The organism is Arthrobacter sp. UYCu712 (genome assembly GCF_040547005.1).
GTDB lineage: Bacteria > Actinomycetota > Actinomycetes > Actinomycetales > Micrococcaceae > Arthrobacter.
The window spans coordinates 23,761-49,669 of the sequence record NZ_JBEPOZ010000017.1 but is presented as its reverse complement, the minus strand read 5'-3'; the positions used below and the strand labels follow the sequence as shown (position 1 = coordinate 49,669).

30 protein-coding genes and 2 pseudogenes are annotated in these 25,909 nt (G+C 67.2%); 16 read left to right on the top strand and 16 right to left on the bottom strand.

Annotated elements, in window-relative coordinates:
* Positions 1-4: 4 nt before the first annotated feature.
* A complete protein-coding gene (locus tag ABIB51_RS15810) occupies positions 5-661 on the bottom strand; it encodes a LysE family translocator (RefSeq protein ID WP_354189648.1) in 657 nt (218 codons plus the stop codon).
* A 104-nt stretch (positions 662-765) separates the two neighbouring features.
* On the opposite strand from ABIB51_RS15810, the gene ABIB51_RS15805 reads away from it, so the two are divergent.
* Positions 766-1,221 (top strand): Lrp/AsnC family transcriptional regulator, encoded by a 456-nt coding sequence (locus tag ABIB51_RS15805; protein WP_354189646.1) that lies wholly within the window; start codon positions 766-768, stop codon positions 1,219-1,221.
* Between the two features lie 36 nt (positions 1,222-1,257).
* Here ABIB51_RS15805 and ABIB51_RS15800 read toward each other — a convergent pair whose 3' ends face one another.
* From ABIB51_RS15800 to ABIB51_RS15785, 4 genes are all read right to left on the bottom strand, one after another.
* Entirely contained in the window at positions 1,258-1,386 is a 129-nt protein-coding gene (locus tag ABIB51_RS15800; protein WP_354189644.1) for a hypothetical protein, read from the bottom strand.
* 106 nt (positions 1,387-1,492) lie between these two features.
* Positions 1,493-1,816, bottom strand: coding sequence for a hypothetical protein (locus tag ABIB51_RS15795; protein WP_354189642.1), 324 nt, complete (start codon positions 1,814-1,816; stop codon positions 1,493-1,495).
* Between the two features lie 92 nt (positions 1,817-1,908).
* Positions 1,909-2,715, bottom strand: coding sequence for a hypothetical protein (locus ABIB51_RS15790; RefSeq protein ID WP_354189640.1), 807 nt, complete (start codon positions 2,713-2,715; stop codon positions 1,909-1,911).
* A 113-nt stretch (positions 2,716-2,828) separates the two neighbouring features.
* Positions 2,829-3,302 (bottom strand): Lrp/AsnC family transcriptional regulator, encoded by a 474-nt coding sequence (locus ABIB51_RS15785; RefSeq protein WP_354189733.1) that lies wholly within the window; start codon positions 3,300-3,302, stop codon positions 2,829-2,831.
* Positions 3,303-3,648: 346 nt separating this feature from the next.
* On the opposite strand from ABIB51_RS15785, the gene gluQRS reads away from it, so the two are divergent.
* The 3 genes from gluQRS to ABIB51_RS15770 are packed head-to-tail and all read left to right on the top strand — an operon-like array spanning position 3,649 to position 6,233.
* Entirely contained in the window at positions 3,649-4,545 is an 897-nt protein-coding gene (gene gluQRS / locus ABIB51_RS15780) for a tRNA glutamyl-Q(34) synthetase GluQRS (RefSeq protein WP_354189638.1), read from the top strand.
* Between the two features lie 9 nt (positions 4,546-4,554).
* Positions 4,555-5,229, top strand: a complete 675-nt coding sequence (locus tag ABIB51_RS15775; RefSeq protein ID WP_354189636.1) for an HD domain-containing protein — start codon at positions 4,555-4,557, stop codon at positions 5,227-5,229.
* 2 nt (positions 5,230-5,231) lie between these two features.
* On the top strand, positions 5,232-6,233 hold the full coding sequence (locus tag ABIB51_RS15770; protein ID WP_354189634.1) for an NADP-dependent oxidoreductase: 1,002 nt from the start codon (positions 5,232-5,234) through the stop codon (positions 6,231-6,233).
* Here ABIB51_RS15770 and ABIB51_RS15765 read toward each other — a convergent pair.
* A complete protein-coding gene (locus ABIB51_RS15765; protein ID WP_354189632.1) occupies positions 6,230-6,844 on the bottom strand; it encodes a transmembrane-type terpene cyclase in 615 nt (204 codons plus the stop codon). The two genes, ABIB51_RS15770 and ABIB51_RS15765, sit on opposite strands and share 4 nt — an antisense overlap.
* A 124-nt stretch (positions 6,845-6,968) precedes the next feature.
* A complete protein-coding gene (locus ABIB51_RS15760; RefSeq protein WP_354189630.1) occupies positions 6,969-8,285 on the bottom strand; it encodes an ATP-binding protein in 1,317 nt (438 codons plus the stop codon).
* A 165-nt stretch (positions 8,286-8,450) separates the two neighbouring features.
* Between ABIB51_RS15760 and ABIB51_RS15755 the strand changes: the two genes are divergently transcribed.
* On the top strand, positions 8,451-8,786 hold the full coding sequence (locus ABIB51_RS15755; RefSeq protein ID WP_354189628.1) for an ArsR/SmtB family transcription factor: 336 nt from the start codon (positions 8,451-8,453) through the stop codon (positions 8,784-8,786).
* Entirely contained in the window at positions 8,783-9,778 is a 996-nt protein-coding gene (locus ABIB51_RS15750; protein ID WP_354189626.1) for a cation diffusion facilitator family transporter, read from the top strand. The genes ABIB51_RS15755 and ABIB51_RS15750 overlap by 4 nt, the downstream gene beginning before the upstream one ends.
* 3 nt (positions 9,779-9,781) lie before the next feature.
* Here ABIB51_RS15750 and ABIB51_RS15745 read toward each other — a convergent pair whose 3' ends face one another.
* A complete protein-coding gene (locus tag ABIB51_RS15745; RefSeq protein ID WP_354189624.1) occupies positions 9,782-10,399 on the bottom strand; it encodes a uracil-DNA glycosylase family protein in 618 nt (205 codons plus the stop codon).
* Positions 10,400-10,605: 206 nt separating this feature from the next.
* On the opposite strand from ABIB51_RS15745, the gene ABIB51_RS15740 reads away from it, so the two are divergent.
* The 4 genes and pseudogenes from ABIB51_RS15740 (at position 10,606) to ABIB51_RS15725 (ending at position 12,611) form a co-directional block, all read left to right on the top strand.
* Complete coding sequence (locus ABIB51_RS15740) at positions 10,606-10,995, top strand: GntR family transcriptional regulator (RefSeq protein WP_354189622.1); 390 nt, start codon at positions 10,606-10,608, stop codon at positions 10,993-10,995.
* Positions 10,992-11,926 (top strand): annotated as a pseudogene (locus ABIB51_RS15735) (ABC transporter ATP-binding protein). The gene ABIB51_RS15740 and the pseudogene ABIB51_RS15735 overlap by 4 nt, the downstream one beginning before the upstream one ends.
* Positions 11,923-12,369 (top strand): hypothetical protein, encoded by a 447-nt coding sequence (locus ABIB51_RS15730; RefSeq protein ID WP_354189620.1) that lies wholly within the window; start codon positions 11,923-11,925, stop codon positions 12,367-12,369. The pseudogene ABIB51_RS15735 and the gene ABIB51_RS15730 overlap by 4 nt, the downstream one beginning before the upstream one ends.
* Complete coding sequence (locus tag ABIB51_RS15725) at positions 12,333-12,611, top strand: hypothetical protein (RefSeq protein ID WP_354189619.1); 279 nt, start codon at positions 12,333-12,335, stop codon at positions 12,609-12,611. The genes ABIB51_RS15730 and ABIB51_RS15725 overlap by 37 nt, the downstream gene beginning before the upstream one ends.
* A gap of 300 nt (positions 12,612-12,911) precedes the next feature.
* Here ABIB51_RS15725 and ABIB51_RS15720 read toward each other — a convergent pair whose 3' ends face one another.
* Positions 12,912-13,139, bottom strand: coding sequence for a hypothetical protein (locus ABIB51_RS15720; RefSeq protein WP_354189617.1), 228 nt, complete (start codon positions 13,137-13,139; stop codon positions 12,912-12,914).
* A 258-nt stretch (positions 13,140-13,397) separates the two neighbouring features.
* On the opposite strand from ABIB51_RS15720, the gene ABIB51_RS15715 reads away from it, so the two are divergent.
* A complete protein-coding gene (locus ABIB51_RS15715) occupies positions 13,398-13,907 on the top strand; it encodes a hypothetical protein (RefSeq protein ID WP_354189615.1) in 510 nt (169 codons plus the stop codon).
* 53 nt (positions 13,908-13,960) lie between these two features.
* On the opposite strand, the gene ABIB51_RS15710 is transcribed toward ABIB51_RS15715, so the two are convergent.
* Positions 13,961-15,466 carry an amidohydrolase gene (locus tag ABIB51_RS15710; protein ID WP_354189613.1) on the bottom strand — a complete coding sequence of 502 codons (1,506 nt, stop codon included), beginning with the start codon at positions 15,464-15,466 and terminating at the stop codon, positions 13,961-13,963.
* 337 nt (positions 15,467-15,803) lie between these two features.
* On the opposite strand from ABIB51_RS15710, the gene ABIB51_RS15705 reads away from it, so the two are divergent.
* From ABIB51_RS15705 to ABIB51_RS15690, 4 genes are all read left to right on the top strand, one after another.
* Positions 15,804-16,175, top strand: a complete 372-nt coding sequence (locus ABIB51_RS15705; RefSeq protein WP_354189611.1) for a hypothetical protein — start codon at positions 15,804-15,806, stop codon at positions 16,173-16,175.
* Positions 16,172-17,227: a zinc-dependent alcohol dehydrogenase family protein gene (locus ABIB51_RS15700; RefSeq protein ID WP_354189609.1), complete on the top strand. Its 1,056-nt coding sequence runs from the start codon at positions 16,172-16,174 to the stop codon at positions 17,225-17,227. Before ABIB51_RS15705 ends, ABIB51_RS15700 begins: the two co-directional genes overlap by 4 nt.
* Positions 17,228-17,310: 83 nt before the next feature.
* Positions 17,311-19,059 carry a DUF4389 domain-containing protein gene (locus ABIB51_RS15695; protein ID WP_354189607.1) on the top strand — a complete coding sequence of 583 codons (1,749 nt, stop codon included), beginning with the start codon at positions 17,311-17,313 and terminating at the stop codon, positions 19,057-19,059.
* An 82-nt stretch (positions 19,060-19,141) separates the two neighbouring features.
* Positions 19,142-19,921, top strand: coding sequence for an SDR family NAD(P)-dependent oxidoreductase (locus ABIB51_RS15690; protein ID WP_354189605.1), 780 nt, complete (start codon positions 19,142-19,144; stop codon positions 19,919-19,921).
* Here ABIB51_RS15690 and ABIB51_RS15685 read toward each other — a convergent pair.
* The 5 genes and pseudogenes from ABIB51_RS15685 to ABIB51_RS15665 all read right to left on the bottom strand — a co-directional run bounded on the left by ABIB51_RS15685 (position 19,915) and on the right by ABIB51_RS15665 (position 24,200).
* Entirely contained in the window at positions 19,915-20,367 is a 453-nt protein-coding gene (locus tag ABIB51_RS15685; RefSeq protein ID WP_354189603.1) for a DUF1003 domain-containing protein, read from the bottom strand. The genes ABIB51_RS15690 and ABIB51_RS15685 overlap by 7 nt on opposite strands.
* Before the next feature lie 44 nt (positions 20,368-20,411).
* A complete protein-coding gene (locus tag ABIB51_RS15680; RefSeq protein WP_502916151.1) occupies positions 20,412-21,551 on the bottom strand; it encodes a sulfite oxidase in 1,140 nt (379 codons plus the stop codon).
* 172 nt (positions 21,552-21,723) lie between these two features.
* Positions 21,724-22,578: pseudogene (locus ABIB51_RS15675) on the bottom strand (SDR family oxidoreductase).
* 4 nt (positions 22,579-22,582) lie between these two features.
* A complete protein-coding gene (locus ABIB51_RS15670; protein WP_354189601.1) occupies positions 22,583-23,587 on the bottom strand; it encodes an aldo/keto reductase family protein in 1,005 nt (334 codons plus the stop codon).
* A gap of 40 nt (positions 23,588-23,627) precedes the next feature.
* Positions 23,628-24,200, bottom strand: a complete 573-nt coding sequence (locus ABIB51_RS15665; protein WP_354189599.1) for a hypothetical protein — start codon at positions 24,198-24,200, stop codon at positions 23,628-23,630.
* A 247-nt stretch (positions 24,201-24,447) separates the two neighbouring features.
* Here ABIB51_RS15665 and ABIB51_RS15660 point away from each other — a divergent pair, with 247 nt between their 5' ends.
* Positions 24,448-24,858, top strand: coding sequence for a YchJ family protein (locus ABIB51_RS15660; RefSeq protein ID WP_354189729.1), 411 nt, complete (start codon positions 24,448-24,450; stop codon positions 24,856-24,858).
* 96 nt (positions 24,859-24,954) lie between these two features.
* Here the strand turns inward: ABIB51_RS15660 and ABIB51_RS15655 are convergent, their stop codons facing one another.
* Positions 24,955-25,845: a hypothetical protein gene (locus tag ABIB51_RS15655; protein ID WP_354189597.1), complete on the bottom strand. Its 891-nt coding sequence runs from the start codon at positions 25,843-25,845 to the stop codon at positions 24,955-24,957.
* Positions 25,846-25,909: the final 64 nt, after the last annotated feature.

Below are 25,909 nucleotides of genomic sequence, written 5' to 3'. Positions count from 1 at the left end.
CAGCTCAGCTCCGGGACAGGGCCTGCCCCAGCAGCGGCACCAGCTGTTCGGACAACAGCGCCGCGCCCAGCGCCACCATGATGATCCCGCTGGCGAGCGTCACCCGCCGGGCTGCCCCTGGCCGGGACTGCAGCAGCGTCCGGGCCAGCAGTGCCACGCAGCTGTAGACCACGGCGACCAGCAGGACGAAGGTCAGTCCCAGGAGCCCGGACTGCACGGGCACCGGCAGGGAAGCCTCGGGGCTGACGAACTGCGGTACGAGGGCCACGTAGAACAGCAGGCCCTTCGGGTTGATGCCGCTGGTCCCCATGCCCTGGAGGAAGGTCCGGAACTGGTTCGTCGGCGCCGGGAGGTCAGCGGCACCGCCGCCGAAGCTTGCCCCGCGCCAGGACCTGATGGTGGTGGCGCCGAGCCAGAGCAGATAGGCGGCGCCGGCCACGGTCAGCCAGCCCAGCACGCCGGGGATGCCGGTCAGCAGGGCAGCCAGCCCGGCCACCAGCAGGACAGTGTGGAGCACGTAGCCGCCGCAGAGCCCCGCGACGGCAGGGACAAAGCTGCGCTGCCGCAGCCCCGCGGTGATCGAATACGCCCAGTCCACTCCGGGGGTGCAGGCCAGTGCGCCGGCAACAACCATGAAGGCAAGAAATAGCTGGGGATTCATGCGGAACTCCTGAGGTGTGGTTACAGGAGAAACTCTAGGCAAATCCGGGCCATAAGTGTTCTCTCTTTTCGCCCCAAAATGGTGCACGGCGGTAAGATTATTGCGTGATTGACCATATTGACAGGAATATTTTGCGCCACCTCAAAGAGGACGGCCGCATGACGGCGACGGCGCTCGCCGCAAGGGTCGGGCTGACGGTGGCGCCGTGCCACCGGAGGCTCCGTGATCTGGAGGCCGCGGGCGTCATCCGCGGCTACCGGGCGGACATCGATCCGGCCGCCGTCGGGCTGGGGTTCGAAGCAATCGTGTTCGTCACCCTGCGCCAGGTGGACCGCGCCACGATGGAGATCTTCGAGAACCGGGTGGCGGACAATCCGAACATCGTCGAGGCCCAGCGGCTGTTCGGCTCGCCCGACTACCTGCTCAAGGTCATCGCCGAGGACCTCCCCGCGTACCAGCGCTTCTACGACAGCGAGCTGACCTCGCTGCCCGGCGTCGAACGGCTCACATCGACGCTGGTCATGAAGAACCTGAAAGCCAACGCCGGGCCACCCGTCTGAGCCGACGTCTCACCGGCCGGCGTCAAGCCTGCGGTGTCACGGCTTCCCGGTCGCCTCGATCTTCTCCGCCGCTTCGGGAGTGTAGAACTTGTCCGCGAGGTGCACGGAGTAGATGAACGTCGTCCGGCCGGTGTCGGGGTCTGAGTAGATTTCAACGGAGAACACCGTGCCCGTCGGGTTCCCGTAGCCGGGATACCACTTCTCTCTCCGGGGGCTGTCCTGGGACGCAGCGCCGAACGGCTCCGCCTTCCGGATCAGGGCGAAGCCAGGTTCATCGGCTGCCTTGCGGGAGCTCCTCGTTGGCGGCCGGAACGTCCGGACGGTTAACGAAGATGTCGATGTGGTCAACGATGTTGTCCGCGCCGCGCCGGATCCGGATGGTATCGGTCTCCATTTCGACCACGCCGTTCGGCGTTCTCATGGCGACCGCAATGGGCTGGTCCGATTCGGCCGCAACCAGGGCACCGTCGGAATCCTGGCCCAATCCGAGTTCGGACATCTTTAGCGGGCGGCCCGTGAAGTCGAATACTGCCTTGTGGGCATTTTTGATCCCGGCAATGCCTGCGGGGGTGAACTGGGAGTTGCCGTTAGCCACGATCGGTTCCTTGTCGTTTGAATCAGGAGGGGATGACAGGCCGCAACTGCTCAGCAGCAGCGACGACATGACCATCAGCAACAATCTGGTTTTCACGGGGCTCCCAGCGGTGTTCGGATTTCCTTCGGTACCATCCGATAGTTTTCCACGCGTCCAGCCATGGGCTTTGTCATTTCGCCGTAGGGGTTGTCTTCACCGTGCAGCCAGTCCTCATAGGCGCCCAGGGTGTCCCGGTCGATCAACTCCCAGCGGTCCTCGCGGACCGAAATGTTGCCGTGGTGCCCGTCCAGGCCGGCCGGCGGGAACCTGCCCGTGTCGATATACGCGGTCACAGCCGGGGACTGCTCGTAGTAGGACTTGGCGCCCTCGATGCTCGGTTCACCCAGGACCGTCAGGGCTTCGGTGAAGACCACTCCGTCGGAGCCGGTCCCGGACAGGACGCCGGAGTCCACCAGCTGGTCCACCACCTGCTTGGCGGCGGCGGCGGCATCGGCATGGGCTGGTCCTGGCGTATCCATTCCCTGAATTCTTCGGACAGCAGATAAGATTCCCGCTCGCTCTGTCCGGGTCATGCCCGCCAGCCGGTCCGTGAGCTCCTGGCCGGCCCGGTCATTACCGGGTGCCCCGGGCAGGCCGGGCCCTGCGTCGCCGGCACCGCTTTGGCTGGCACTGTGCTGCTCATCGGCGTTAAGCAGCAATGCCTTGGCTGCCGTTTCAATCCCGGCGGAAGCCGCCTTCAGGGCCTTCAGGTGCGCGGCGTTCCAGCCGCTGCGGGAGCACTCGCCGTCGTGCCCCTTCCGGGGGCTCGTTCCGATTGTGCCGCTGAGCTGCCGCCCGGGCTGGTCCAGCCGTTGCGCTCCGCCCCGCAGCTCTTTGGCCAGCCGGCGCAACTGGGCCACGTCCGCCCCGTAAAAGTTCCCCGCCACAATTTCCCCGATTGATTGCCGCGGTCAGCCCAACCGCATTCCGGGGCGGCAGCGATGGGGAGGACTCCCCCCGCCCTGGCGTGCAGTCAGGGCGTTGGGGACCCGGCTGCCAGCAGCCCGGTGGTCCGGTACGGGATGACCTCACGCAGGAACATGCTGGTGGAGGTCCGCACGATCCCCGGGCACAGCCGGATCTCCTCGGACACGCGGTACAGGTCGTCGGGGCTCCGCGCCACCACCCGGATCAGCAGGTCGGTGTCGCCGGCGGGCGCGTGGCACTCGAGCACCTCGGGGATGTTCCGCAGCGCGGCGATCGCCTCGTTGAGATGGCTCTGGTCCAGTTCGGCGCTCACCGACGCAGCGACGCCCCGTCCCAGGGAGGACGGCAGCACCCGGCTGCTGTTCGGGCGGAGGGCGCCAGACGCCGTCATCCGCTCCAAGCGCGACTGCACTGTCCCGCGGGCCAGGCCCAGTTTCTGGGCCAGCACCATGATCGGCACCCGGGGATCTTCATCGAGGGCCACGAGGATCCGCCGGTCCGTCGCGTCGAGTTCCTGCAAAATGACCACATCCTGTTCATCATCGCGTTGGGTATTGATCAGTCTGACCAGTCCGAGGGATGTCCGTTGCACCAACTGTAGGAGTTCTGTTGAAATGATGACAACAAAGGGACGAGGCCACCGCCGGATCCTGAAGGGCTACAGGAACCCCGGCACACCACCCGGACCCCTGGACGAGGCTTCCGGCAAGGAACCCGCCGCTGATTGACTCTTGTTCACGCATCGTCTCTCCGCACAAAATATTTTCCGTAATCCACAGGCAAGAGCCCCTGAGCTACCGACGTCGGATATTCCGAAGTCATCGGTAGCTGAGGGGCTCTCGTGCTGCTCCGCATAGGCTGGTCCCATGACCTCTGCCGGCCGCTTTGCCCCCAGCCCCTCCGGCGAACTGCACGTGGGCAACCTGCGGACGGCCATTCTGGCCTGGCTCTTCGCCCGCTCCACCGGCCGGCGGTTCCTGATGCGGGTGGAGGACCTGGACAGATCCCGGGCCGGCGCCGAGTCGGAACAGCTCCGTGACCTGGCCGCCATCGGCGTGAACTGGGACGGCGGCGTCGTCCGCCAGACGGAACGCGGGACCCTCTACACGGCCGCGATCGCCCGGCTTGCCGCGGCGGACCTGACCTACGAGTGCTTCTGCACGCGGCGCGAGATCCAGGAGGCGCCGTCTGCGCCGCATGCCCCGCAGGGCGCATATCCCGGCACGTGCCGGAACCTGGCGGCCGCCGAGCGCGAGGAGAAGCGCGCGGTCCGGCCGGCGGCGCTCCGGCTCCGTTCCGCCGTCACGGCAGCGACAGTGCAGGACCTGCTGCATGGCAGCTACACAGGAGTGGTGGATGACTTCGTGCTCCGGCGCAATGACGGCGTCACCGCGTACAACCTGGCCGTCGTGGTCGACGACGCCGCCCAGGGCATCGACCAGGTGGTGCGGGGCGATGACCTCCTGCCGTCCACGCCCCGGCAGGCGTATCTCGCAGGCCTCCTGAATATGCCCGTCCCGGAATATGCGCACGTGCCGCTGGTGCTCAACGCCAACGGCGCCCGGCTGGCCAAACGCGACGGCGCCGTTACGCTTGCGGATCTGGCGGCCTCGGGCGTGCCCGTCGGCCGGGTGAGGGACGCGGTGCTGGCATCGCTCGGCCTGCCGCCCGGCCCGCTGGAGAACGCGCTGGCTGTGTTCGATCCCGCCGTGCTGCCGAAGGAGCCGTGGGTGTGGACGGGGCTGGGCGGGTCCGGCGCGTAGGCTGGAATCATGTCAGAACCAGAATTCACGGAAGTACGCGCCCCCCAACCGAGTTTCACCGTGGAGACGGCGAAGATCCTTGCCGAGGTCGCGCACAACCGCCAGAAGGACAAGCTCAAGCGCCCGTACCGCGAACACGTGATCGCTGTCGGTGATGCGCTGGCGGATTTTGACGACGACATCCGGATCGCCGGGTACCTGCATGACATCGCCGAAGACACCCCGATGACCCGGCAGGCGCTGTTGGACATGGGCGTCTCCGAGCACGCCGTGGACATCATCGAGCGGGTCACGAAGCGCCTGCACGAGAACCCGGACGACTACCAGGCCGGCATCCGGTACATCGCCGAGGACCACGACGCCACGCTCGTGAAGATCGCGGACAACGCGCACAATTCGCTGCCCGAACGGGTCAGGGCGCTGGCGGAAAAGTGGCCGGACAAGCCGCCGGTCACACGCTACGACGACGCCCGCCCGGTGCTCTACGCTGCCGTGCCGGTCGAGGAGACCCGGAAGATCCTGGCCCGGATCAACCCGTGGCTGCTCGACGAACTGGACGACCTGCTCGACGAAGCGGACGACACCGACTACGAGAACCTCTCCTACGACGCCGCCCCGGCAGGAGCTGCGGAGGTTGCTTCCGGCGAGACCCCTGCCGACGAAACCGAGCCAGCCCGGGACTAACCATGCGCGCCTACGTCCTCACGCGCTACGGCGGACCGGACGCCATGGAGTTCCGGGATGTTCCGGCGCCCCAACCTGGCCCGGGCGATGTCCGGATCAAGGTCGCGGCGGCCGGGCTGAACCCGGTGGACTTCAAGTTCCGCCAGGGCGCGCTCCGTCCCATCAGCCACGTCCGCCTGCCGATCGTCGCCGGCTGTGAACTCGCCGGAACGGTGGAGGCGGTCGGACCCGGAGCCAGCCGCTTCGCCATCGGCGACCGTGTCTACGCCCGGGTGGACAAGACGAGGCTCGGAGCGTTCGCCGAACTGGTGTGCGTGCAGCAGGAACTTGTGGCCGCCATGCCGGCGACGCTCGGATTCCCCGAAGCCGCGGGACTGCCGCTGGCCGGACTCACGGCGCTGCAGGCCCTCCGCGACGAACTCGGCGTGGGCCGGGGCACCCGGCTCTTCATCTCCGGCGGCGCAGGTGGTGTGGGAACCCTGGCCATCCAGCTCGCCAAGTACTTCGGGGCCGAGGTCACCACCACGGCATCGGCCCGCGGCGAGGCGCTGGTGCGGCGGCTGGGTGCGGACGGCGTCATCGACTACACCCGGGAGAACTTCGCCGAGGTACTGCACGATTTCGACGCGGTGCTGGACCTGGTGGGCGGCGCGAGCCTCAGGGATTCGTTCCGCATCCTCAGGCCATGCGGCCGCGTGGTCTCAATCGCCGGCGTCCCTGAGCCCCTCACCGCCACGAAAGACCTGGACTCGCCGCCGTGGATCACCGCCGCGTTCCGGCTGATGAGCATGGGCACCCGCCGCCGCGCCCGTAAGGCGAAGGCCAGCTACCGCTACTTGTTCATGCATCCCAGCGGGGACGATCTGCGCACCCTGGCGGCACTCGTCGACGGCGGCCACGTGCGGCCGGTCCTGGACCGCGCGTACCCGTTCGCGGAGATTGCGGCAGCCTTCGCCGCGCTCGAACGGGGCCGTGCCAAGGGCAAGATCGTCGTCACCCTCTAGGGCCGTTGTGGCTGGCGCCGCCACAGCAGGCCGATGTACACCAGGTCAAAGATGCTGCAGAGAATCCCCACGCCCAGGATCAGCGGGGAGTTGCCGTACCAGCCGAACACGATGGTGGGCGCAAGCGTCCCGATCCATTTCGCCACGGCAATCAGCAGGCTCTGGCCCCGGGAGCCGCCACGGGCGACGAACATGGCGATGAACAGCCCGGACATCAGCAGGTTCTGCAGGAAGGCTGCATAGCGGGCCGCGTCCTCCCAGCCGAACTCCGCCACGAACAGAAGCTGCACTCCGAGGGACGTGACGCCCAGCAGGAGCGCCCAGCTGAGGAAGAGCCGCCGCGTCACCCAGACCGGCAGCTCGGAGCGGCCGAACATCAGGAAGGTGCACACAATCACGACGTCGGCCAGCCCCCACGCGATGTTGAAGACCCCCTGGGCGGTAATGCCGGTCGCGACGGAGCGGGTGGCGTAGATGGCCTCCCACGCGAAATTGAGCCCGAGCGCGGCGACCGGGATCGCGTAGCTCCTGTCCTTGAAACCGACCCGGATGCCATCGGCGTAGGCCACGGTCCAGGCCAGCCCGCTCACAATCGTGAGAAACAGGATCATGGTTTCCTCTTCGTCGCTGCCGGCGCACAGCCAGATCGCCGGTGGTGTGCGGATTCGCCGGAACTTTACGGCGAATTCGGAGGCATCCGGCGAGTTCGGTTAGTGAACGCGCCCCAGCCGGCGGCTAGACCCGCCCGAGGGCGTCGATGTCCTCGAGGAACTGCTGGTGTACGTCGGCGCTGACCGTGGTTCGGGTGTCGGCGATCGCGTCGAGGTAGTCCTGGGTGGCCGGACCCTTCCGGACCGCGTCGCGGACTGAGGCGCTGCCCCCGGACGCCGCGCCGCCGTCGTCGTACACGGCTTTCTCGAGCGCCCGCTGGGAGGCACTGCGGGCCGCATACTCGATGTCCGCGGGGGAGAACCCCTCGGTGCGGTCCACCAGCAGCTCGACGTCGACGTCGTCCACCACGGTAGCGGGGATGAAGCGCTGCCACATGGCCTCGCGGGCCTGGCGGTCCGGCAGGCCGATCGGGATGACGTAGTCGAAGCGGCCGTGGCGCAGGAATGCGGAGTCCAGGGCGCGGATGAAGTTGGTGGCGCAGACCAGCAGCCGGCCGGACTGTTCGCGGAACGCCGGGATGATCTTGAGCAGCTCGTTGGTGACACCCTGCAGCGGCGACGGCGGTTCGCCGGAACGCTGGGAAGCAATCTCCTCCACCTCATCGATGAAGACCACAGCGTGCTCGAGTTCGGCGATCTCCAGGAACGTTTCACGCAGCGCTCCGGCGAGCCCCTTGGGGTCCGAGGCGAGGCGGGAGGGGAATACCTCCACGAACGGCCACTCCAGCCGGGACGCAATGGCCTTCGCGAAGGTTGTCTTGCCCGTGCCGGGAGGACCGAAGAGCACAACGGCGCGCGGCGGCACCACACCGTATTCGTCGGCGAGGTCGGCCTCGGCGAGCGGCAGGACGAGCCGGCGTTCCAGCAGTTCCTTCTCGTTGCGCATGCCCGCCACGTTTTCCCACAGGTCGCGGGCCAGGATCCGGCCGCCGAGCTGGCTGAGCGGCTCGAGTTCCTGGCGCTGGACCGGGATTTTCCGCTCGAAGTAGCGCAGGTTCTTCTTCAGGGCGAAGCCGCGGCTCAGGAAGGCCTCCACCCTGGTCTCGGATTCGGGCATCAGCGCCGAAAGCTTGTTCAGCCCGTGCGGGGCCATCCGGTTTTCGACGGCGGCGAGCAGCGACGTGCCGATACCGCGGCCGCGGTATTCCGGGAGGGTGGCCAGGAAGACGACCCAGCCCTGGTCGTGCGCGGCACGTCCGACGGCGGCGCCCACCACCTGATCGCCCTGCACCGCGACGACGGCATGGTCCTTTTCGCAGGAGGCGAGCACTTCGGAGAGGGCGTAGACCGGCTCGACGTTGGTGGCCTTGAGGGATTCCCAGAGGTGCAGGATCCCGTCAAGATCGGCCGAATGAAAATCCCTGATCCGCCAGTTGGTCATGAGCTGTCTCCCGGGTGGTTCGTCGCTGAGCCATGTTGAGTCTGTCCGCTGAGCATATGCGAACCGGGTGCGCGAGAGGTTGCGGGGACGTTGCGTTACGCCGCCGCTGTGGCCCAGTACGGGCTAGTGGTTGCCGTGCTCGGACAATCATGAAAGTATCTGCGTATGAATGCAGATATGCAGATTGAAGTGGACAGTCCGCACGTGGAGCTCGCCGTCGAGGTGTTTGCCATGCTGGCCGACGCCACGCGTGTCCGGCTCATCCTCGCCTTGGGCGAGGGCGAGATGCCGGTCAATGCCCTGGCCGAGCACGTGGGGAAGCCGGGTCCCGCGGTCTCGCAACACCTGGCCAAAATGCGGCTCGGCGGCATGGTCGCCACCCGGCAGGAGGGGACCAAGGTGTTCTACCGGCTGCAAAATCACCACGCCCGCCAGCTGGTGATGGACGCCGTCCACCAAGCCGAGCACGCGCTCGGCACGGCCCCGAGTCACGGGGCATGAGCCGCCAGCCGAACGCCGTGGACGCCCACAGCCACAGTCATGGCCCGGATGGGCACGCACACGCCACGGGGCTGAGGGGCTGGCTGCAGTCGGTCTTCGTGCCGCATTCCCACGACGCCGCCGACTCCATCGACGAAGCCCTTGAATCCAGCGCGCAGGGCATCCGGGCGGTCAAGCTCTCGCTGCTTGGATTGGGGTCCACCGCGGTCTTCCAGCTGCTCATTGTGCTGATCAGCGGCTCCGTGGCGCTGCTGGCGGACACGGTGCACAACTTCTCGGATGCGTTGACCGCGGTGCCGCTGTGGGTCGCGTTCCTGCTGGGCCGGCGGAAGGCCACCCGGACCTACACCTATGGCTTCGGGCGGGCCGAGGATCTCGCCGGGTTGTTCATCGTGGCGATGATTGCACTCTCGGCCGTCGTGGCCGCCGTCGAATCCGTCCGCCGGCTTTTCGAACCCCAGCCCGTGCTGAATCTCGGCTGGGTGCTGGCCGCCGGCGTCGTGGGGTTCGCGGGCAATGAACTCGTGGCGATCTACCGGATCCGCGTCGGGCGGCGGATCGGCTCCGCGGCCCTCGTGGCCGATGGCGTGCACGCCCGGACGGACGGCTTCACTTCGCTGGCCGTCGTCGTAGGCGTCATCGGCGTCTGGCTCGGCTTCCCGCTCGCGGACCCCATCGTAGGGCTGCTCATCTCGGCCGCCATCGTCGTTCTGCTGTGGGGCACCATGCGTGACGTCGGGCGCCGGCTGATGGATGGGGTCGACGCCGCGCTGGCAGACCGGCTCGCCGCCGTCGTCGACGAGCATTCGAGGAACGGCGGTACGTCGCGGCTGCGCTGGTCCGGCCACCGGCTGCACGCCGAGATCACGGTGCCGATCGGGGAGGATGCCAGCCTGGTTGAACTTGCGTTGCTCACGACGAGCCTGGAAGAAGGTGCGCGGAAAGCGCTGCCGCACCTGGGATCGGTGACGGTGGTGCCGCGTTTCCGGTAGTACCTAGAGGTGCTGGATGCCCGCCCGCTGCATGGCGTCCTTGTAGACCTCGACGTTTTTGCTCAGGAGCTCTTCCTGCTTGGCCGCCGAGACGGCGAAGGCGCGGCCGCCAAGCGCGGTGGCCTTGTAGATCTTGACGCCACGGTTCTTCAGTGAGGAGTGGTAGGTCTTCTCGAACAGGGTCAGAAAAGCGTGGGCGTCGGCGCCGTGGGCGATGACGGCCGAGACGCGCTTGTTGATCTTCAGGAACTGGCGGAAGGGCCGCAGCCCGTCCGTTTTCTCCTGGACGTTCAGGGCGGAGGGCAGATCGGGGTCGCGGACCCAGGGGTAGGCGTTCCACGGCATCACGTAGCGGGGGTCCAGCTCGACCGCGTCGTAGATGGAGGTGGCCCGGCGGGCTGCTTCGTCGTCATTGAAATGGGAGACGAAGCCCGACTCGGTGCCCTTGCCGGGCGCGATATGGAGGCTGACGATCCTGCATTCATCCTCGTCATGGACGGGATCGATGTAGGGGACAACCGACCCCGGCTTCTTTTCCATGAGTTCGTCGCAAAGCTGCGTAACGGCAGCGATGTTCGGTTCCTGCAGCAGGGTCTTCTTTTCGTCCCAGTCAATCGTCACGATTTCTCCCTCAGCGCTCGGCGTCCAGAATCAGGCGTCTGATCCCACTCTACGCTTTTGGCCGGAGGCGTGTTCTTGGGCGCCGCGTTGAGGCGCTGCCGGCAGCTGTCCATAACCTCTTGTGGACCATCTGCTTATGGGGTTAGCTACATGAGTAATGAACCAGCAGACCACTTCTGCTGAACCCTCTGAAAGGACAGCCGGCAGTGCTCGACGATTCCCGCCCGATCTTCCTTCAGATCGCCGAACTGATCGAGGGCGACATCGTGGCCGGCGCCCTCGCGGAAGAGTCGCAGGCGCCGTCCACCAACGAGTTCGCCGCGTTCTACCGGATCAATCCCGCCACAGCAGCCAAGGGGATCAACAAGCTCGTCGATGAGGGAATTCTCTACAAGAAAAGGGGGATCGGCATGTTCGTTGCCACCGGTGCACGGGCGCGGTTGCTGGAGCGACGGAGGGAAGAGTTCTTTCACGACTACGTCCAGCCGCTCACCCGCGAGGCACGCAAGCTCGGCATCAGCGTCGAGTCGCTGACGCAGATGATCAACCGCAGTAATTCAGATCCCGTGCTAATTGAAAGGAGCGCGGGACGGTGAATACGCACACGCCGGCGCCGGTGATCGAACTGACCAACGTCACCAAGCGATACAAAGACACGAAGGCTGTGGACAGGGTGAGCCTGCGCATCAACGGCGGAAAGATCTACGGCCTGCTCGGACGCAACGGGGCCGGCAAGACCACCCTGATGTCCATCCTCACGGCCCAGGACCCGGAGACTTCCGGGGACGTCAGGGTCTTCGGCCAGCAACCTATGAGAATGACGCCGCCCTGTCGCGGATGTGCTTCATCCGGGAGTCCCAGAAGTATCCAGATGATTTCTCGCCCGCCCAGGCTTTCAGGTCGGCGGCGATGTTCTTCGGGAACTGGGACCAGCAGTTCGCGGACCGCCTCGCCGAGGAGTTCGGGCTGCCGCTCAAGCGCCGGATCAAGAAGCTCTCGCGCGGCCGGCTGTCCGCCGTCGGGGTCGTCATCGGACTGGCCCCACGGGCCGAACTCACCTTCTTCGACGAACCGTATTTGGGGCTCGACGCCGTCGCCCGGCAGATCTTCTACGACCGGCTCGTTGACGACTAGTCCCGGCACCCGCGCACCATCATCCTCTCCTCGCACCTCATCGACGAGGTGGCGAACCTGCTCGAACATGTCCTCCTGATCGACCGGGGACGGATCATCCTTGACGACGACGCCGAGAACATCCGCGGTTCGGCCGTCGTCGTCACCGGCGAAGAGTCGAAGGTGGCCGGGTTCGCGGCCGGCCACAAGGTCCTGCACCGGGAAGCCCTTGGCTCGCTGGCGTCGGTCACGATCGAGTCCCGGCTAGGCGGCGCCGACCGCGCCCGGGCAACCGAACTCGGTCTGGAACTGTCCCCGGTCTCGCTGCAGCAACTGGTGGTCCGCAAGACGATGTCAGCCCCACCCGGGGGGAACGCCGTCGACAATCTGACAGAACTGGAGCTGGCGCCATGAACCGCGCCCTCAACGTCGCCCGGATGCAGCTGATCAACAAGGGGACGTTCCTGGGCATCCCGGCGCTGATCATTTCCGGCAGTTTTGCCCTCACCTATGCCATCTGGCTCATGATCCCGGACGACGTGGGAACGCGCTACTCGGGCGCCTCGCAGGCGGTCGTCTGGTACTTCCTGGCCCTGGGCATCCAAGCCCTCACGTATACGTTCCCCTTCTCGCAGGCCATGAGCGTCAGCCGGCGCACGTTCTATGCCGGCACCACCGGACTGTTCGCGGTGGTGGCCCTGGCAGTCAGCCTGTTGTACTTCGTGCTCGGCAGGGTAGAGGCGGCGACAAACGGCTGGGGGCTCAACGGGCAGCTGTACTTCCTGGGCTGGCGGCGGACAGCCCGGCAATCGTGCAGATCATGTTCAATTTCGTCGTCATGCTGGCCCTGTACATGACCGGGTTCTGGTTTGCCACTGTGTACAAGAGATGGCGGGTGACCGGGATGCTGGTGGTGTGGAGCGCGATCGCCGTCGCGCTGGTCGGGCTGATCGGCCTCGTCACCGGGCAGGGCTGGTGGCCGCAGGTGGGAGCGTGGTTTGCCGCCCAGACGCCGCTGAGCGTGTCGGGCTGGACGGCGCTCTTCTGCGCAGTCCTCGGCATTGGCTCATATCTCACCCTGCGACGGGCCACGCCCTAAGGAGCCGCGGAGGCGCCGTCGACCGGGGCAGAGGTCCCAATCTCCGGGACCTCTGCCCTACCGGCGCCGTCGGTCCGGGCGTAGGCTTAAAGCGCCTGCAGGTAGCCATCATTTAGGGGTCGTTCGGGACATTCAGTGTCCGGGCCATCTCCATAGCGAGATCGCGAAGGCACCTGCAGGCCCTACGTTTTTAAGGGGCCAGTCAGTCCGCAAAATGAAGCCTCGCTTGGGGGCTTTTACATCTCCAGTGCCCAAGGCGACAAAGTGTGCTCGTCCACCCTCGGTCGGGACGCAGGGCCTTTACTTCTTGCGGATCTTTTTTAGGACTTCGGCAACTTGGCGGAGTGCCTTTTTGGCTTCAGGGCTGTTCGCCGCCCGGTAAATCTTGGCGCCGTCCTCATAGAGCCTCTTCGCCTTTGCTTGTACGGCAGGGTCAGTCGCCATGCCGTACGCTTTCGCGCCGACAGCCTTCGCGTGGGCGCCCCCGGCCTTGAATGCGCCTGCAACCTTGTCAGCACTGCCTGCCACTGTCTTCTCCGTACTTTCGATGGACCGTTCAGCGAGGTTAGCACTTCGCGGGAATAGGCCGATGGAGCCACAGGAACTGCAGGAATTGCAGTGCACGTCAACGGAGATTCCGCGGTTGTGGTCGGTGAAAAGTGGAGACGCTCGCTGGACTGAGCGAGTGGCTGGCTCCAAGCCATCCCTACCGCTGGCTGAGACATATTTCGGGGGATACTTGGGTTCCCGGCCCCCTCGGCCCCGCGCCCCGATCCAAGGAATTCATTGCCGACCAACAGACAGACCCTTAAGGCCGACGGGTTCACCGGATTCCGGACGCTTGCGGACCTCGAAATCAACCGGATCCCGCAGAAACCCGGGATCTTCGCGGTACTGCGGCCCGAGGGATTCCGGCCGCAGTTCCTGGCCAGAAGCACTGCCGGGATCTTCAAGAAGAAGGACCCCACCCTGCCGGCGGAACTTCTCGCAGCGGAATGGGTCGACGACGCCGACGTCCTCTACATCGGGAAGGCCGGCGCCGGCAGCAAGGGAAACCGCGGGCTCCGCCGGCAGATCCAGGAGTTCATCGACTTCGGCAAGGGCAAGCCGCCGGGCCACTGGGACGGAAGACTGATCTGGCAGCTCGCCGGCGCTGGATCCCTGATCGTCGCCTGGAAGGAGCTGCCCGCCGATCAGCTGACCCCCGCCGAAGCCGAGTACCACGCCGAGTTCCGGGAGGAGTTCGGCCGCCTCCCGTTCGCCAATCTGGTGCAGGCCCGGGTCAAAGGCCGGTAACCAAAGTCCGGTTGCAAAAGGCGGGCAGCCAAGGGCAGCCATTTCATGGGCCGTTAGACACCGCGGCGGTGCGTGAAGCGGCCCGCCAGGAGCGTCGCGGCAACCGGCATCGCGGCGAACACCGCATCGGACACTCCGAGCGGGTCGCCGTCGAGCACCACAAGATCTGCCGGGTCACCGGCCCGGACGCCGCCCCGGCCGCGCGTCGACGCCGTCAGGGCCTCCTGCCGGGTGAGGGACTGCTCCGGATGCCAGGGCCCGCGCCCGTCCTGGCGCGCCCGGGTGGTGGCCGCCGACATCGCGGTCCACGGCTCCAGCGGCGCCACCGGGGCGTCCGAACCGAGCGCCAGCGTCGCCCCGGCAGCCAGCAGCGACCGCAGCGGGAAGGCCCGGTCTGTGCGGCCCGCCCAGTTGGCGTCGGCGGCGTCGCGGTCATCCAGGGCATGGGCGGGCTGGACGCTCGCAGTCAGGCCCAGCTCGCCGAAGCGCGCGAAGTCCTGGCTCCGCACAAACTGGGCATGCTCAATCCTGCCGCTGATCCCGGCGGCAGCAAACGCGTTCAACGCGACCTCGTTGGCGCCGTCGCCGATCGCATGGACGGCCGGCACAAAGCCGGCGTCCCGGGCCCGGCCCAGCAGAGACTGCAGTTCCGGCTCGCTCACGGTGAGCAGGCCGCGGCCGCCATGTGGATACGGATCCACGCAGTATGCCGTGCGGGTATTGAGGGAGCCGTCAATGAGCACCTTGAGCGGGCCCACGCGCAGCAGACCCGCTCCGCCGGGGACATCTTCCCCCGTCCGCAGGCCCTCCGCGATGGCCCGGTCCAGGTCCTGCGGATAGACCCCGGCATCCACGCGGAAGGAGTCGAAGCCCCCCGCCACGCGGCGCAGCCAGACGTCCCGGTTCCAGGTCATTTCGAAGTCGACGATCCCCACGATCCCGCGCGCGGCCGCCGCGTCCGCTGATTCCCGGACCCACAGATCCACTACGGCGTCGGGCAGTTTGCCCAGCTCGCGGGTCAGGCCAAACGCCGGTTCTTCACGCAGCAGGCCGCTCGCGTCCACCGCCACGCCGTAGCGCTGCGCTGCCGCACTGTTGAGCCACACGCAATGCAGATCATGACTGATCAGGGCCGTCGGCAGGCCTTGCGTGACAACGTCGAGCAGCTCCAGGCTCGGAGCGTCAGCCCAGACGGCGTCCCGGAACCCGACGCCCACCAGCGTCGGTGCGCTGCGATCTTCTGGCGCAGGGCTGCGGCCGGCAAGATACGAACGGACGACGTCGGCCGCCTCGCGGGCGGTGCCGGCGCCAGACAGGTCGATCCGGTTGGCGTTGAGGGCCCACTGCGTCATATGGACATGTTCATCCCAGAGCCCCGGGATGACGTACCGGCCGTCGAGCTCCACCACAGGCACACCCGCGGGCCGGGGCCCGGCGTCCGTGATGCGCGAGACGGCCCCGTCGGCGATGTGAAGGTCGCAAGAATCCACCGCCCCGGGGAGGCGGGCCGAGGCGAGGATGAGATCGGGCCGGGAGGCGACATCGACGGGTGCACGCATGGCAACAGGCTATCGGGGCATCTCCCGGCGGTGGCAATTCCACGCCGCCGGTCCCGCCGCCCACCCACCCGGCCGGGACCGCGCGGCGCACAAGGGACTTTCGCCCTCTTGCCCGAGGCCAGCCCGGGGGCCATTCTGGATTTGGGGCGGTTCCTGCACGGCCATTGGGATGAACCGCTTTGTCGATCCGCAGTACCGGTCTCGCTAGAACCTTGGGGAAGGAAATGGCACTTTGCACTTTCCGGCTTCAGCAGGAAAAGGCAGGAGACCACGGCCATATGAACATTCACCACGAGTCCTTCGGGACTCATTTTCTGGGCGGGAGCACCGATGCCCCGTGACTCACAGCCACCACGCAAACCGCGCCAGCGCGTACTACGCCCACCCGTCACATGGGGATCCGCGCATCAAAGTGCTTGTCCGCATCGATGCCGCTGCGGAGTCTGCGAAGGTCGAGGTACGGGGTGTCGTGACGCCCGCCAACATCCGTGCCCTCTACGTGGTCTGCCGACGCGTCGTCTCCAAACTGCCGGGGTACGAAATCGTCGTCGATCTGGGCCATGCCCGGGTGACGGCCGATGCCTTTGAGGAACTCCGGGAGCATGCCCGGCAGTCAATCCTGTCCTCCGGCATCGATGCCTCGGTGACGCCGTGCCGGCTGCGGATCGTGGATCCACCGGTCATCCTCAGGGTCAAGGCCAACGTATGAAAGCGCTCGTCTACGGCGGCCCGGGCGAAATGTCCTGGACGGATGTGCCCGATCCCACCATCCAGAACCCGAGCGATGTAATCGTCAAAGTGGACACCACCACCATTTGCGGAACGGACCTCCACATCCTGAAGGGGGACGTCCCGGCCGTGGCCAAGGGCAGGATCCTGGGTCACGAAGGCGTGGGCACCATCACCGAAACAGGTTCCTCCGTGACCAGCCTCAAGGTGGGTGACCGCGTCATCATCTCCTGCATCAAGTCCTGCGGACACTGCGCCAACTGCAAGACCGGGCTGTACTCCCACTGCCTGGGCGAGGAGGGGCAGCCCGGCATCGGCTGGATCTTTGGGCACCTGATCGACGGTACCCAGGCCGAGTTCGTCCGCGTCCCGTACGCCGAGAACTCCCTGCACCTGCTTCCGGAAGGGGTCAGTGACGAGCAGGCCGTCATGCTCTCGGACATCCTTCCCACCGGCTTCGAGATCGGCGTGCAGTACGGCAGGGTGAAGCCCGGTGACACGGTCGCCGTGGTGGGGGCCGGGCCCGTCGGACTCGCCGCGATCGCCACCGCCGGCCTCTACGGTGCCGCCACCATCATCGCCGTCGACCTCGATGCGAACCGGCTGGAGAAATCCCGCGAATTCGGTGCCACCGACGTCGTCCTGTCCGGCGACGCCGGCTGGAAAGAGCAGGTGCTGGCGCTGACCGATGGACAAGGCGTGGATGTCGCCATCGAAGCAGTCGGCATCCCGGCGACGTTCAGCATGTGCACTGACATCGTCCGGCCCGGCGGCAGCGTGGCCAACATCGGTGTGCACGGCAAACCGGTCCAACTCCACGTGGAGGACCTGTGGATCCAGAACATCAACATCAGCATGGGTCTGGTCAACGCCAACACCACCCCGATGCTGCTCAAGCTCGTGGCCCAGCAGAAGGTGCCGGCGGAAAAGTTCGCCACCCACCATTTTCGTTTCGACCAGTTCCTGGAGGCCTACGACACCTTTGCCCGCGCCGCTGAAACGAAGGCGCTCAAGGTAGTGATCACCGCATGAACGCCCTCAGCCCTTCGGGAGGATGAGGCTGCTTCCCCGCAGGACCGGGAGTCCGGCAAGGACCTTGTGAAAGGACGGCGGCCATGCGACCAGGCCGGATTGTCATGCTGGTGTTGGGTACGCTCAGCGCGCTCCTGGGACTGGGGCTGCTGGCCGGCGCCGCCGGTGCGGGGTGGGCCAATTCCGTGCAGTGCAACAACGGATACTTCACCACGCCTACGGAACGCTTCACCGCGAACTCCTACGCCCTCAGCAGTCCACCCCTCGATGTCATTGCCGACGGCCGCTTTTCCGGGGCGCGTCCCGTGAACGTGCCGGGCAGCATCGTGATCCGGGGTTCCGCGGCCGATGCGGCCAGGACGATCTTCATCGGGATTGCCCCGCAGGCTGAGGTGGCGGCGTATCTGGCCGGCGTCAGGCACACCGAGATCGTCGACGTGAGATTTGCCCCATTCCGCGCCCTGTACCGCGAGGTCACCGGAGTCAGGGCCCCGCTGCGGCCGGCCGGTCAGAGTTTCTGGACGGCGTCGGCCTCCGGGCCGGGGACCCAGGAGCTCAAATGGGACCTGCGGTCGGGGAACTGGGCCGTCGTCATCATGAACGCCGACGCCGGCACTCCCGTGGCCGTTGACCTTCAAGCCGGAGCCCGCACGGACCTGCTCTGGCCGATTTTCATCGGCCTGCTGACTGCCGGGCTCTTGTTCCTCGTCGTCGGCGTGCCCTTGATCGTGGCGGGAGCCGCCGGGCTGGGACGAGGCGGGCCCCGGCCATCCGCTCCCGGACCTGCCGGACGTCCCGGGCAAACCCCGGGTGCGGCCTACGGGGCGCAAGGCTCGCGGGGGCAAACGCCCGCGGGCCAGCCGACTTCCGGTCCGCTCTATGCCTCCCCGCCGTTTGCCGGAGCTGCGCTCGCGGCCCAGTCCGATGCGGTTCGGTCTTACCCGGCGCGGCTCACCGGCAACCTGGACCCCAACGTGTCCCGCTGGCTGTGGCTCGTGAAGTGGCTGCTGGCGATCCCGCATTTCATCGTCCTGTTCTTTCTCTGGTTCGCCGTCATGGTGGTCACGATCGTGGCATGGTTCGCGATCCTCTTCACCGGCCGCTACCCGCGCTCGCTGTTCAACTTCAGCGTCGGGGTGATCCGCTGGAGCTGGCGGGTGTCCTTCTACGCCTACGGCGCGCTGGGCACGGACCGCTACCCGCCCTTCACCCTCGCACGCACGGACTACCCGGCCGACTTCGACGTCGACTATCCCGAGCGGCTGTCCCGGGGGCTGGTGCTGGTGAAGTCCTGGCTGCTCGCCATTCCCCACCTGCTCATCGTCGCCGTGCTGACGGGGACGGCACAGACGTGGGTCATGCGTGACGGCGAGTGGGTGCGCCAAAGCGTCGGCATCTCCCTCCTGGGCCTGCTGGTATTCATCGCCGGGGTCATTCTGCTGTTCACCGGGAAGTATTGGCCGGGCCTGTTCGACCTGCTGCTGGGCCTGAACCGCTGGATCTACCGCGTGGTCGCCTACGTTGCCTTGATGCGGGACGAATACCCGCCGTTCCGCCTGGACCTGGGGCCAGCGGAACCGGGCCACGCCCAGGCGCTTCCCCCTTCCGGTCTCCCGGCAGGGCCTCCGGCGGCAACTCCGCCGGTAGCCGCCGCGGACAGCAACCCGGTTTCCGACGCCGGACCCGGGGCGCCGGCCGGCGGCCGGGACGGCTTCTACGGGGGCGGCGGCCCCGCGGCGTCCGTCCGCCCGGAGGATCATGACGGGACAGGCGGACCGGGAGGCCCGGACGCCCCGCCCGAGACGGGGCCGACCGCCCCGCCCCGTCCCTAGCGTCTCCTGCCCCTTGCCACCGCGCCCCCGGCAAGAACATAGTTGAGGGAATTTACCACCCCGCGGCAGGAGGCAGGCGGCGATGCTGAACGACGAAGCACCGGGAAACGGTTTGTTGCAGGGCAAGACGGCCGTGATCTACGGTGCGGGCGGCGCGATCGGCGGAGCCGTGGCCCGCGCCTTCGCTGCGGAGGGCGCCTTCGTCCACCTCGCGGGGCGCACCGAGTCACGGCTGGAAAAGGTGGCCCGGGACATCGTCGAGGACGGCGGCAAAGCCGAGACCGCCGTCGTCGATGCCCTCAACGAGGAACAGGTGGACGCCTTCGTGGCCCGCGTGGCCAAGAAGAGCAGGCGGATCGACATTTCCTTCAACGTCATCTCGTTCGGCGACATCCAGGCGCCGCTGATGGAAATCAATGTGGACGACTTCACCCAGCCCGTGACCCTGGCGACGCGTACCCATTTCCTCACCACCCGGGCCGCGGCCACGCACATGATCAAGCAGCGCTCCGGGGTGGTGCTGATGTTCGGCGGTTCCGGCCCGCAGACCCTGCCCGGACTGGGCGGATCTAAGATTGCCCTGGACGCGATGGAGGGGCTGCGCCGGCAATGGGCGCTTGAACTGGGACAACACGGGATCCGGGTGGTCACCATGGTCTCCGGCGGCATCATCGAGACGATTCCCTGGCAGGCCGAGGGGCGTGGGGAGATCGTGGAGGAGATCGCCAAGGCCGCGCATCTGAACCGCACCGCCACCCTGGCCGACGTCGGCAGCGTCGCGTGTTTCATCGCCTCGGACAAGGCCGGGGCCATCACCGATGCCACGGTGAACATCTCCGCCGGCGCGATTGTCGACTATTGACGCGGGGTGCCTTCGCCTTGGGTCTCCCGGCTGGCCTGTACACGCCCGCCCCGGAGCTCGCGGAGCTCCCGCAGGATCTCCAGCTGCTGGTTGTTGATCGCAGTGAGACGGTCGATCCCGGCCTTGGACCGCAGATCCGTGTCGTAGTCGTGCTGGGCCATGGCAGCTGCAATAGCGTCCTGGCGTTTGGCGGCAATGAGCAGAATGGCGCCCTGCAGCCCGGCGAGCATGGACAGGAAGAGGTTCAGCAGGATGTATGGGTACGGGTCCCACGCGTGGGACGCCAGCACCGCGGAGTTCAACAGTGCCCAGATGATCATGAAGCCGATGAAGGAACCCACGAACGGCCAGCTTCCCATCCCGTTCCGCATGACGTCGGCTGCCCGCTGGCCTTTGCTTAGCTGTGCTTTGTGCGTCGCATGCCAGGTCTTGCGCTGTTCGCTCATGTGCCAAGCGTAAGCGCCCGGGGAAACCGGCCGGCCGGACCAGGCTATTCGACCGTGACCGTGACCTTGATCCGCTGTACCGCGTTGTTGCCCATGCCCTGGTAATTCCATGCCTGCTCCAGAGGCTGTGTCGCGCCGCTGGCATCGGTGGCCCGGCAGGACAGCTCGTGATCGCCGGCGTCGGCCACCCACGGCATCGACCATGCGCACCAGGCGAACGGCGCTGCCGGGTACTCGAGCTGCGCCGGCGCCCACTTGCCGTCGATCCCCACTTCCACGCGCTGCACGGCGCCCTGTCCGGACCAGGCCCGGCCGCTGAGCATCACCGGGCCGGCAGGCAGGAACCGGCGCCGGGTAAAGAAGTCCGGCACCCCTGGCGGGACCATCAGCGAGCGGACGTTGATCCACGTGACCGGGGTGCCGGGGTCGTCGGCGTCCTGCTGGTAGCGGTACGCGACCTGCTGCTGGAATCCGTCGAAGTGATGGGTCAGCACCTGAATCGAGGAAAGCCACTTGACGCTCGCCATGCCGTACCAGCCGGGGACCACCAGCCGGAGCGGGTACCCGTGTTGCGGCGGCAGTTGGGCGCCGTTCATCCGGTAGGCAAGTACGACGTCGGGCCGCAGCGCCTCGGCGATCGGCAGGCTCCGGGCGTACTGCTGACTCACACCGCCCTGGATTCCGGAGTCCGCCCCGGTGAACACCACCTCCACGGCATCGTCGTCCACCCCCGCCTGGGTCAGCAGGTAGGCCAGCGGGACGCCGGTCCAGGCGGCGGTGCCGACTGCCTCCAGCGTCCAGGGCTGGCTCAGTGGGCGGGGCCGCAGCAGGGAGCGGCCGTTGCCGGCGCACTCCAGGGTCACCGGAAGGGTGATGCTGGGTGCCCGGCGGAGTGCCCGCATACTCAGTTCGACGGCACGCTGAACCGCGCCGCCGATCCGCAGGTGCCAGTGGTCCGCATCGATGAACGGGATGTCGAAATGGTTCAGCAGGTAGTGCAGCCCGGCCGGTGTGGTGTCACTCCGCAGGGCCTCGAGTGGCATCGAATGGTTCCGCACGGCGAGCTGGAGTTCCTCAGCCGTCAGCGGACCATGAGTCGGTTCGCCGGGATGAGGTGTGAGCTTCCTGGCCTGGCGGCGCGGCGCCTTCAGGATGGATGAGCGCCTGGACATCTGCTTCGGCATGGCGTGCTGCGATTCTGCTCCGGACCAGCCCGGTCTTGGCCGGTGTCACCCGTTTTCAGGTCTACGCCGCAGCCCCGATGCCGTCAATACCGGCTCAGCCCGGCATGCCCAGCCGGCCGGCCGCGGGCGAGTGCGGCCGCCCGGCGGCTGGCCGCGGCTGCGAGTGCCGTGCCTAGAGCGAGTGCGCCTCCGCCAGGAACTGGGCGAGTCCCAGCGGCTCGCGGCCGGTGAGTTCGTGCACGGCGGACGTCGGCCCGGCCAGTTCCCCGGCGGCGATGGCGGTGTAGGTGCTCACCCAGGCGTCCACCTGCCACGGCGGGGCGCCCTAGGACGCGCGGGAGGCGAAGGCCTCATCGAGGGATTCGTTGCGGAAAGTGATGGTCCGGCCCGTTCCTGCGGTCAGCAGCTCGGCGGCCGTCGCCAGCGAAATGTCCTCCGGCCCGGTGAGGCTGTAGGTTTTGTCCACGTGCAGGGCCGGGTCCCGGAGCACCGTGACGGCGGAACGGGCAATGTCGGCCCGGGCTACTGCGGCCATGATGCCGTTCCCGGCTGGTCCGCGGATGACGCCGTCGTCCCCGGCCAGCAGGGGCAAGAAGTCCAGATAGAAGTCGTTCCGCAGGAAGGTGAAGTTCATGCCGGAGGCCTTGATCCGCTCCTCCGTGGCGTAGTGGTCCCGGGCCAGCGTGAACGTGGCGTCCGGTGCCGCACCGAAAAACGACGTATACACGATGTGTTCCACCCCTGCGGCGGCCGCGGCGTCAACGAAGGTGTGATGCTGCTGCAGCCGGTCCTCGGCCTCGGCGGCGGAGACCATGAACAGCGTCTTCACGCCCTCCAGCGCAGCCTTCGCCAGGGCCGGGTCGGCGTAGGTGAACACCACCGGCACGGCGCCGTCCAGCTCGGGAGCCCTCCCGGCGTCGCGAACCAGCAGCCGCTGGGGGGAGCCGGCCCCGGCCAGCTGCCGGGCGACCAGTCCGCCCAGCTGTCCGGTGGACCCCGTGATGGCGAGCTCGGGTGCGCCGGCCATGGTCCTAGCCCTCCCGCGAGGCGGGCGACTTGGTCTGGGCAGGATCCCGCTCGGCCAGGGATCCGATGGCTGCGTCGATCTTGTCCATGATGGCCGGGTCAAGCTTCACGCCGGCGGCGGCCACGTTCTTCTCGACCTGCTCCGGCCGGGACGCGCCCATGATCGCGGAGGAGACGTTCTTGTTCTGCAGCACCCAGGCGATACTCAGCTGGGCCATGGTCAGCCCGGCCTCCTCGGCGATGGGCTTGAGCTGCTGCACGCCGGTGAGGACCTCGTCGGACATCCAGCGCTCGATCATCTTGGAACCGCCCTTGGCATCCGTGGCGCGGCTGCCCTCCGGGGCCGGTTTGCCCGGGTGGTATTTGCCGCTGAGCACGCCCTGCGCCATCGGGGACCACACGATCTGGGAGATGCCCAGCTCTTCGGACGTGGGGACCACGTCCGCTTCGATGACCCGCCAGAGCATCGAGTACTGCGGCTGGTTGGATATCAGCTGGAACCCGAGCTCCTTGGCGAGGGCGTGGCCGTCCCGGAGCTGGCTGGCCGTCCACTCGCTGACGCCGATGTAGAGCGCCTTGCCCTGCCGGACGATGTCCGCGAAGGCCTGCATGGTCTCTTCCAGCGGGGTTTCGTAGTCGTAGCGGTGGGCCTGGTACAGATCCACATAGTCCGTCTGGAGCCTGGTCAGCGAGCCGTCGATGGACTCCATGATGTGTTTGCGGGACAAACCCAGATCGTTGTGGCCCTTGGGTCCGGTGGGCCCGAATACCTTGGTGAAGATTTCCAGCGACTGCCGCCGTTCGTCTTTGAGGGCCTTGCCCAGCACGGTCTCGGCTGCTGTGTTGGCGTAGACGTCCGCCGTGTCAAAGGTGCTGATACCGGCGTCGAGCGCTGCCCGGACGCACTGGGTGGCGACGTCGTTCTCCACTTGGGAACCGTGCGTGAGCCAGTTGCCGAAGGTGATTTCCGAAATCTTGAAGCCGCTGTTCCCGAGGTATCTGAATTCCATGGGTTTCACCGTAGCCGACTTGCCAGCGGCCGGTAAGGGCTCAGCCGGCTTTGCGCTCCTGCACGGGGCGCTTGTCCGTGCCGAGCGGCAGCCGGCCGAGCGACACCAAGGAGCCCGTGTCCAGCAGCGACTTTGCGGCGGGCATCGGCGGCTTCTTGAACGAGCGCGGGACGGCGTTGAGCTCGCCGTTCCGGTCCGTGGCCGACGCCACGAGCGGCGCCACTTTGCTGATGTCGTTCACCGGAGCCGTCGGGCTGGGGAGGTCGCGGACGGAAACCCTGACGGGCGGGGGCGCTTCCGCTGTGGCCCTCGCGGTGGCCCGTGCGTCCGCCCGCGCGACGGCGGCGGACCACTCGGGCGACAGCTGGGGGGCTTCCTTCCGGGTGGCCTTGGCCTGCTTGGGAAGTTTGCGGGACTTGCGTTCGGCGGGCGCCCGGGCGGCCCTGGCAACTCCGGCTGCGAGGGCCATGACGATCACGGCGGTTAGCCGGCCGATTCCGGCGATCACGAGTGTGGTGACGAAGACGGCGAACAGACCGAGGAACATGACGAACGCCACTGCGAGGGTTCCCAAGAAGGTCAGGTTTATGGCGATGGTTGTAGGATCTTCCATTTCACCTCTCCAGTCTGGCCCGCAGCGACGCGCCCGCCGCAAAAGTTCGTGGCGGGCGACAGCACCTCTTAACCATACGGACTTTTTTCCTCGGACACGCAGGGATCACCGGTGTCCGCCAAGACGTGTCAAAGCTGTTATTCGGAAGGGCCGTCGGAGCCGGCATCTATAGTCGGAGTAAGCCCTGCCGGCGTCGTCCGGCCTCCCGGAAGGACACTCTGTGACCCACCCCGCTTCCGGCCCTCCCGTGCCGGACCCCCAGGACCACACTCCGTTGGACCGGAACTGCCCGTGCCTTTCCGGGGAGCAATACGGCGATTGCTGCGGCCGCTTCCACCGCGGGGGATCCGAGGCCCCGACGGCGGAGCAGCTGATGCGTTCCCGGTACAGCGCCTTCGTCCTCCTGGACGCCGCATACCTGCTGCGGACCTGGCATCCGGACACCCGGCCGGCCGGTCTGGAACTGGATCCGGCGATGCAGTGGCGCCGTCTGGATATCGTCTCGACCGGCCGTGGCGGCCCGCTCGACAACGAAGGGACAGTGGAGTTCAAGGCCCATTTCCGGCACGACGGCGAACGCGGCGTGCACCACGAGAAGAGCCGTTTCCTGCGGGTGGACCGCCGGTGGTACTACCTGGACGCGCTCTGGTCAGACTGACGGGGTTATCAGACTGACGGGGTTAAAGGACTGCCGGGCGCCGGGCATCGTTGCCCGGCGCCCGGCAGGATCCGGACGTTTCGCCTGGCGGGCGGCCTAGCGCTCCTCGACAGTGTCCACCGGGGTGAAGCCGGCGCGGTCCACCTTGCGGTGGAAGTGCATTCCGGCAAGTCCGCCCAGCACGGCACCGACCAGGGCAACCGCAGCGATCACCACAGCGGCGATGATGCTCATGGTGTTGAGCTGGCCCTCATTGACCGGGATGCGGGGGAAGCTGTTCAGGTTGGCCAGGATGTTGTATTTCTGGCCGGCCACGAGGCCAAGAATGGCCACGACGATTGCGGCGATGATGGCCCAGACCCACACCATGAGGCCTTGCTTGGCACCGTTGAAGCGGGCCATCCGGCCGGCCACGTAGCCTCCGCAGTAGTACGCCACGAACAGGATCACGAGCAGCACGATGACGCCGACGAATCCCACCGTCTCGTTGCCGCCGGACACGGCAACGTTGACGTCGGTGTTGGTGGCGAGGCCGACGGCGGTTCCGGCCGCGGCGACGAACGCTGTCAGCAGGACTGCGGTGCCGGTGGCGGCAAGCCAGCCGAAGAACGCCGAGCCGATCTTGACCCCGCCGAACTGCTCCTTCTCACGGGCAACCACGGTCTCGCGCGTGGGGACCTCCTCGCGGACCGCCTCGTCCCGGGCGGTCCTGCGCGAAGGGTCGTCGGGCCGGACCGCCGTCACGGACTCGCCGCCGACGGGCGTGTCCATCCGGGCTGTGGCCGGGCCGGTCGCCGGGGCGGCCGGGAAGGCCCGCGTGTCGTCCGCCGGAGCGCTGCGGACGGGCTCATCCCGGATGGGCTCGCTGCTGACCGGCTGGCTCTGGGTTGCGTCCTGGCGTGCGTCGTGAATCCGGGCCTCCTGCGTGGGGGTCCCGTCCGCGGCGCGACGGGGCGTTGGATCTTCGGGGCCTGCTGTGCTGCTCATGAGGACTGCTCGCTTTCACTGATCGACCCGGATCCATTGTTTGGACCGGGCACCGCACTGCGGA

What these genes read in the sequence shown, in the direction of transcription:
- ABIB51_RS15765 (WP_354189632.1), bottom strand. Translation starts at nt 6,844, where the DNA reads ATGATCCTGTTTCTCACGATTGTGAGCGGGCTGGCCTGGACCGTGGCC.
- ABIB51_RS15670 (WP_354189601.1), bottom strand. Translation starts at nt 23,587, where the DNA reads ATGGAATTCAGATACCTCGGGAACAGCGGCTTCAAGATTTCGGAAATC.
- ABIB51_RS15690 (WP_354189605.1), top strand. Translation starts at nt 19,142, where the DNA reads ATGCTGAACGACGAAGCACCGGGAAACGGTTTGTTGCAGGGCAAGACG.
- ABIB51_RS15725 (WP_354189619.1), top strand. Translation starts at nt 12,333, where the DNA reads ATGTTCAATTTCGTCGTCATGCTGGCCCTGTACATGACCGGGTTCTGG.
- ABIB51_RS15810 (WP_354189648.1), bottom strand. Translation starts at nt 661, where the DNA reads ATGAATCCCCAGCTATTTCTTGCCTTCATGGTTGTTGCCGGCGCACTG.
- ABIB51_RS15760 (WP_354189630.1), bottom strand. Translation starts at nt 8,285, where the DNA reads ATGACCAACTGGCGGATCAGGGATTTTCATTCGGCCGATCTTGACGGG.
- ABIB51_RS15755 (WP_354189628.1), top strand. Translation starts at nt 8,451, where the DNA reads ATGAATGCAGATATGCAGATTGAAGTGGACAGTCCGCACGTGGAGCTC.
- ABIB51_RS15775 (WP_354189636.1), top strand. Translation starts at nt 4,555, where the DNA reads ATGTCAGAACCAGAATTCACGGAAGTACGCGCCCCCCAACCGAGTTTC.
- ABIB51_RS15730 (WP_354189620.1), top strand. Translation starts at nt 11,923, where the DNA reads ATGAACCGCGCCCTCAACGTCGCCCGGATGCAGCTGATCAACAAGGGG.
- ABIB51_RS15700 (WP_354189609.1), top strand. Translation starts at nt 16,172, where the DNA reads ATGAAAGCGCTCGTCTACGGCGGCCCGGGCGAAATGTCCTGGACGGAT.
- ABIB51_RS15665 (WP_354189599.1), bottom strand. Translation starts at nt 24,200, where the DNA reads ATGGAAGATCCTACAACCATCGCCATAAACCTGACCTTCTTGGGAACC.
- gluQRS (WP_354189638.1), top strand. Translation starts at nt 3,649, where the DNA reads ATGACCTCTGCCGGCCGCTTTGCCCCCAGCCCCTCCGGCGAACTGCAC.
- ABIB51_RS15770 (WP_354189634.1), top strand. Translation starts at nt 5,232, where the DNA reads ATGCGCGCCTACGTCCTCACGCGCTACGGCGGACCGGACGCCATGGAG.
- ABIB51_RS15710 (WP_354189613.1), bottom strand. Translation starts at nt 15,466, where the DNA reads ATGCGTGCACCCGTCGATGTCGCCTCCCGGCCCGATCTCATCCTCGCC.
- ABIB51_RS15750 (WP_354189626.1), top strand. Translation starts at nt 8,783, where the DNA reads ATGAGCCGCCAGCCGAACGCCGTGGACGCCCACAGCCACAGTCATGGC.
- ABIB51_RS15685 (WP_354189603.1), bottom strand. Translation starts at nt 20,367, where the DNA reads ATGAGCGAACAGCGCAAGACCTGGCATGCGACGCACAAAGCACAGCTA.
- ABIB51_RS15680 (WP_502916151.1), bottom strand. Translation starts at nt 21,551, where the DNA reads ATGCCGAAGCAGATGTCCAGGCGCTCATCCATCCTGAAGGCGCCGCGC.
- ABIB51_RS15695 (WP_354189607.1), top strand. Translation starts at nt 17,311, where the DNA reads ATGCGACCAGGCCGGATTGTCATGCTGGTGTTGGGTACGCTCAGCGCG.
- ABIB51_RS15655 (WP_354189597.1), bottom strand. Translation starts at nt 25,845, where the DNA reads ATGAGCAGCACAGCAGGCCCCGAAGATCCAACGCCCCGTCGCGCCGCG.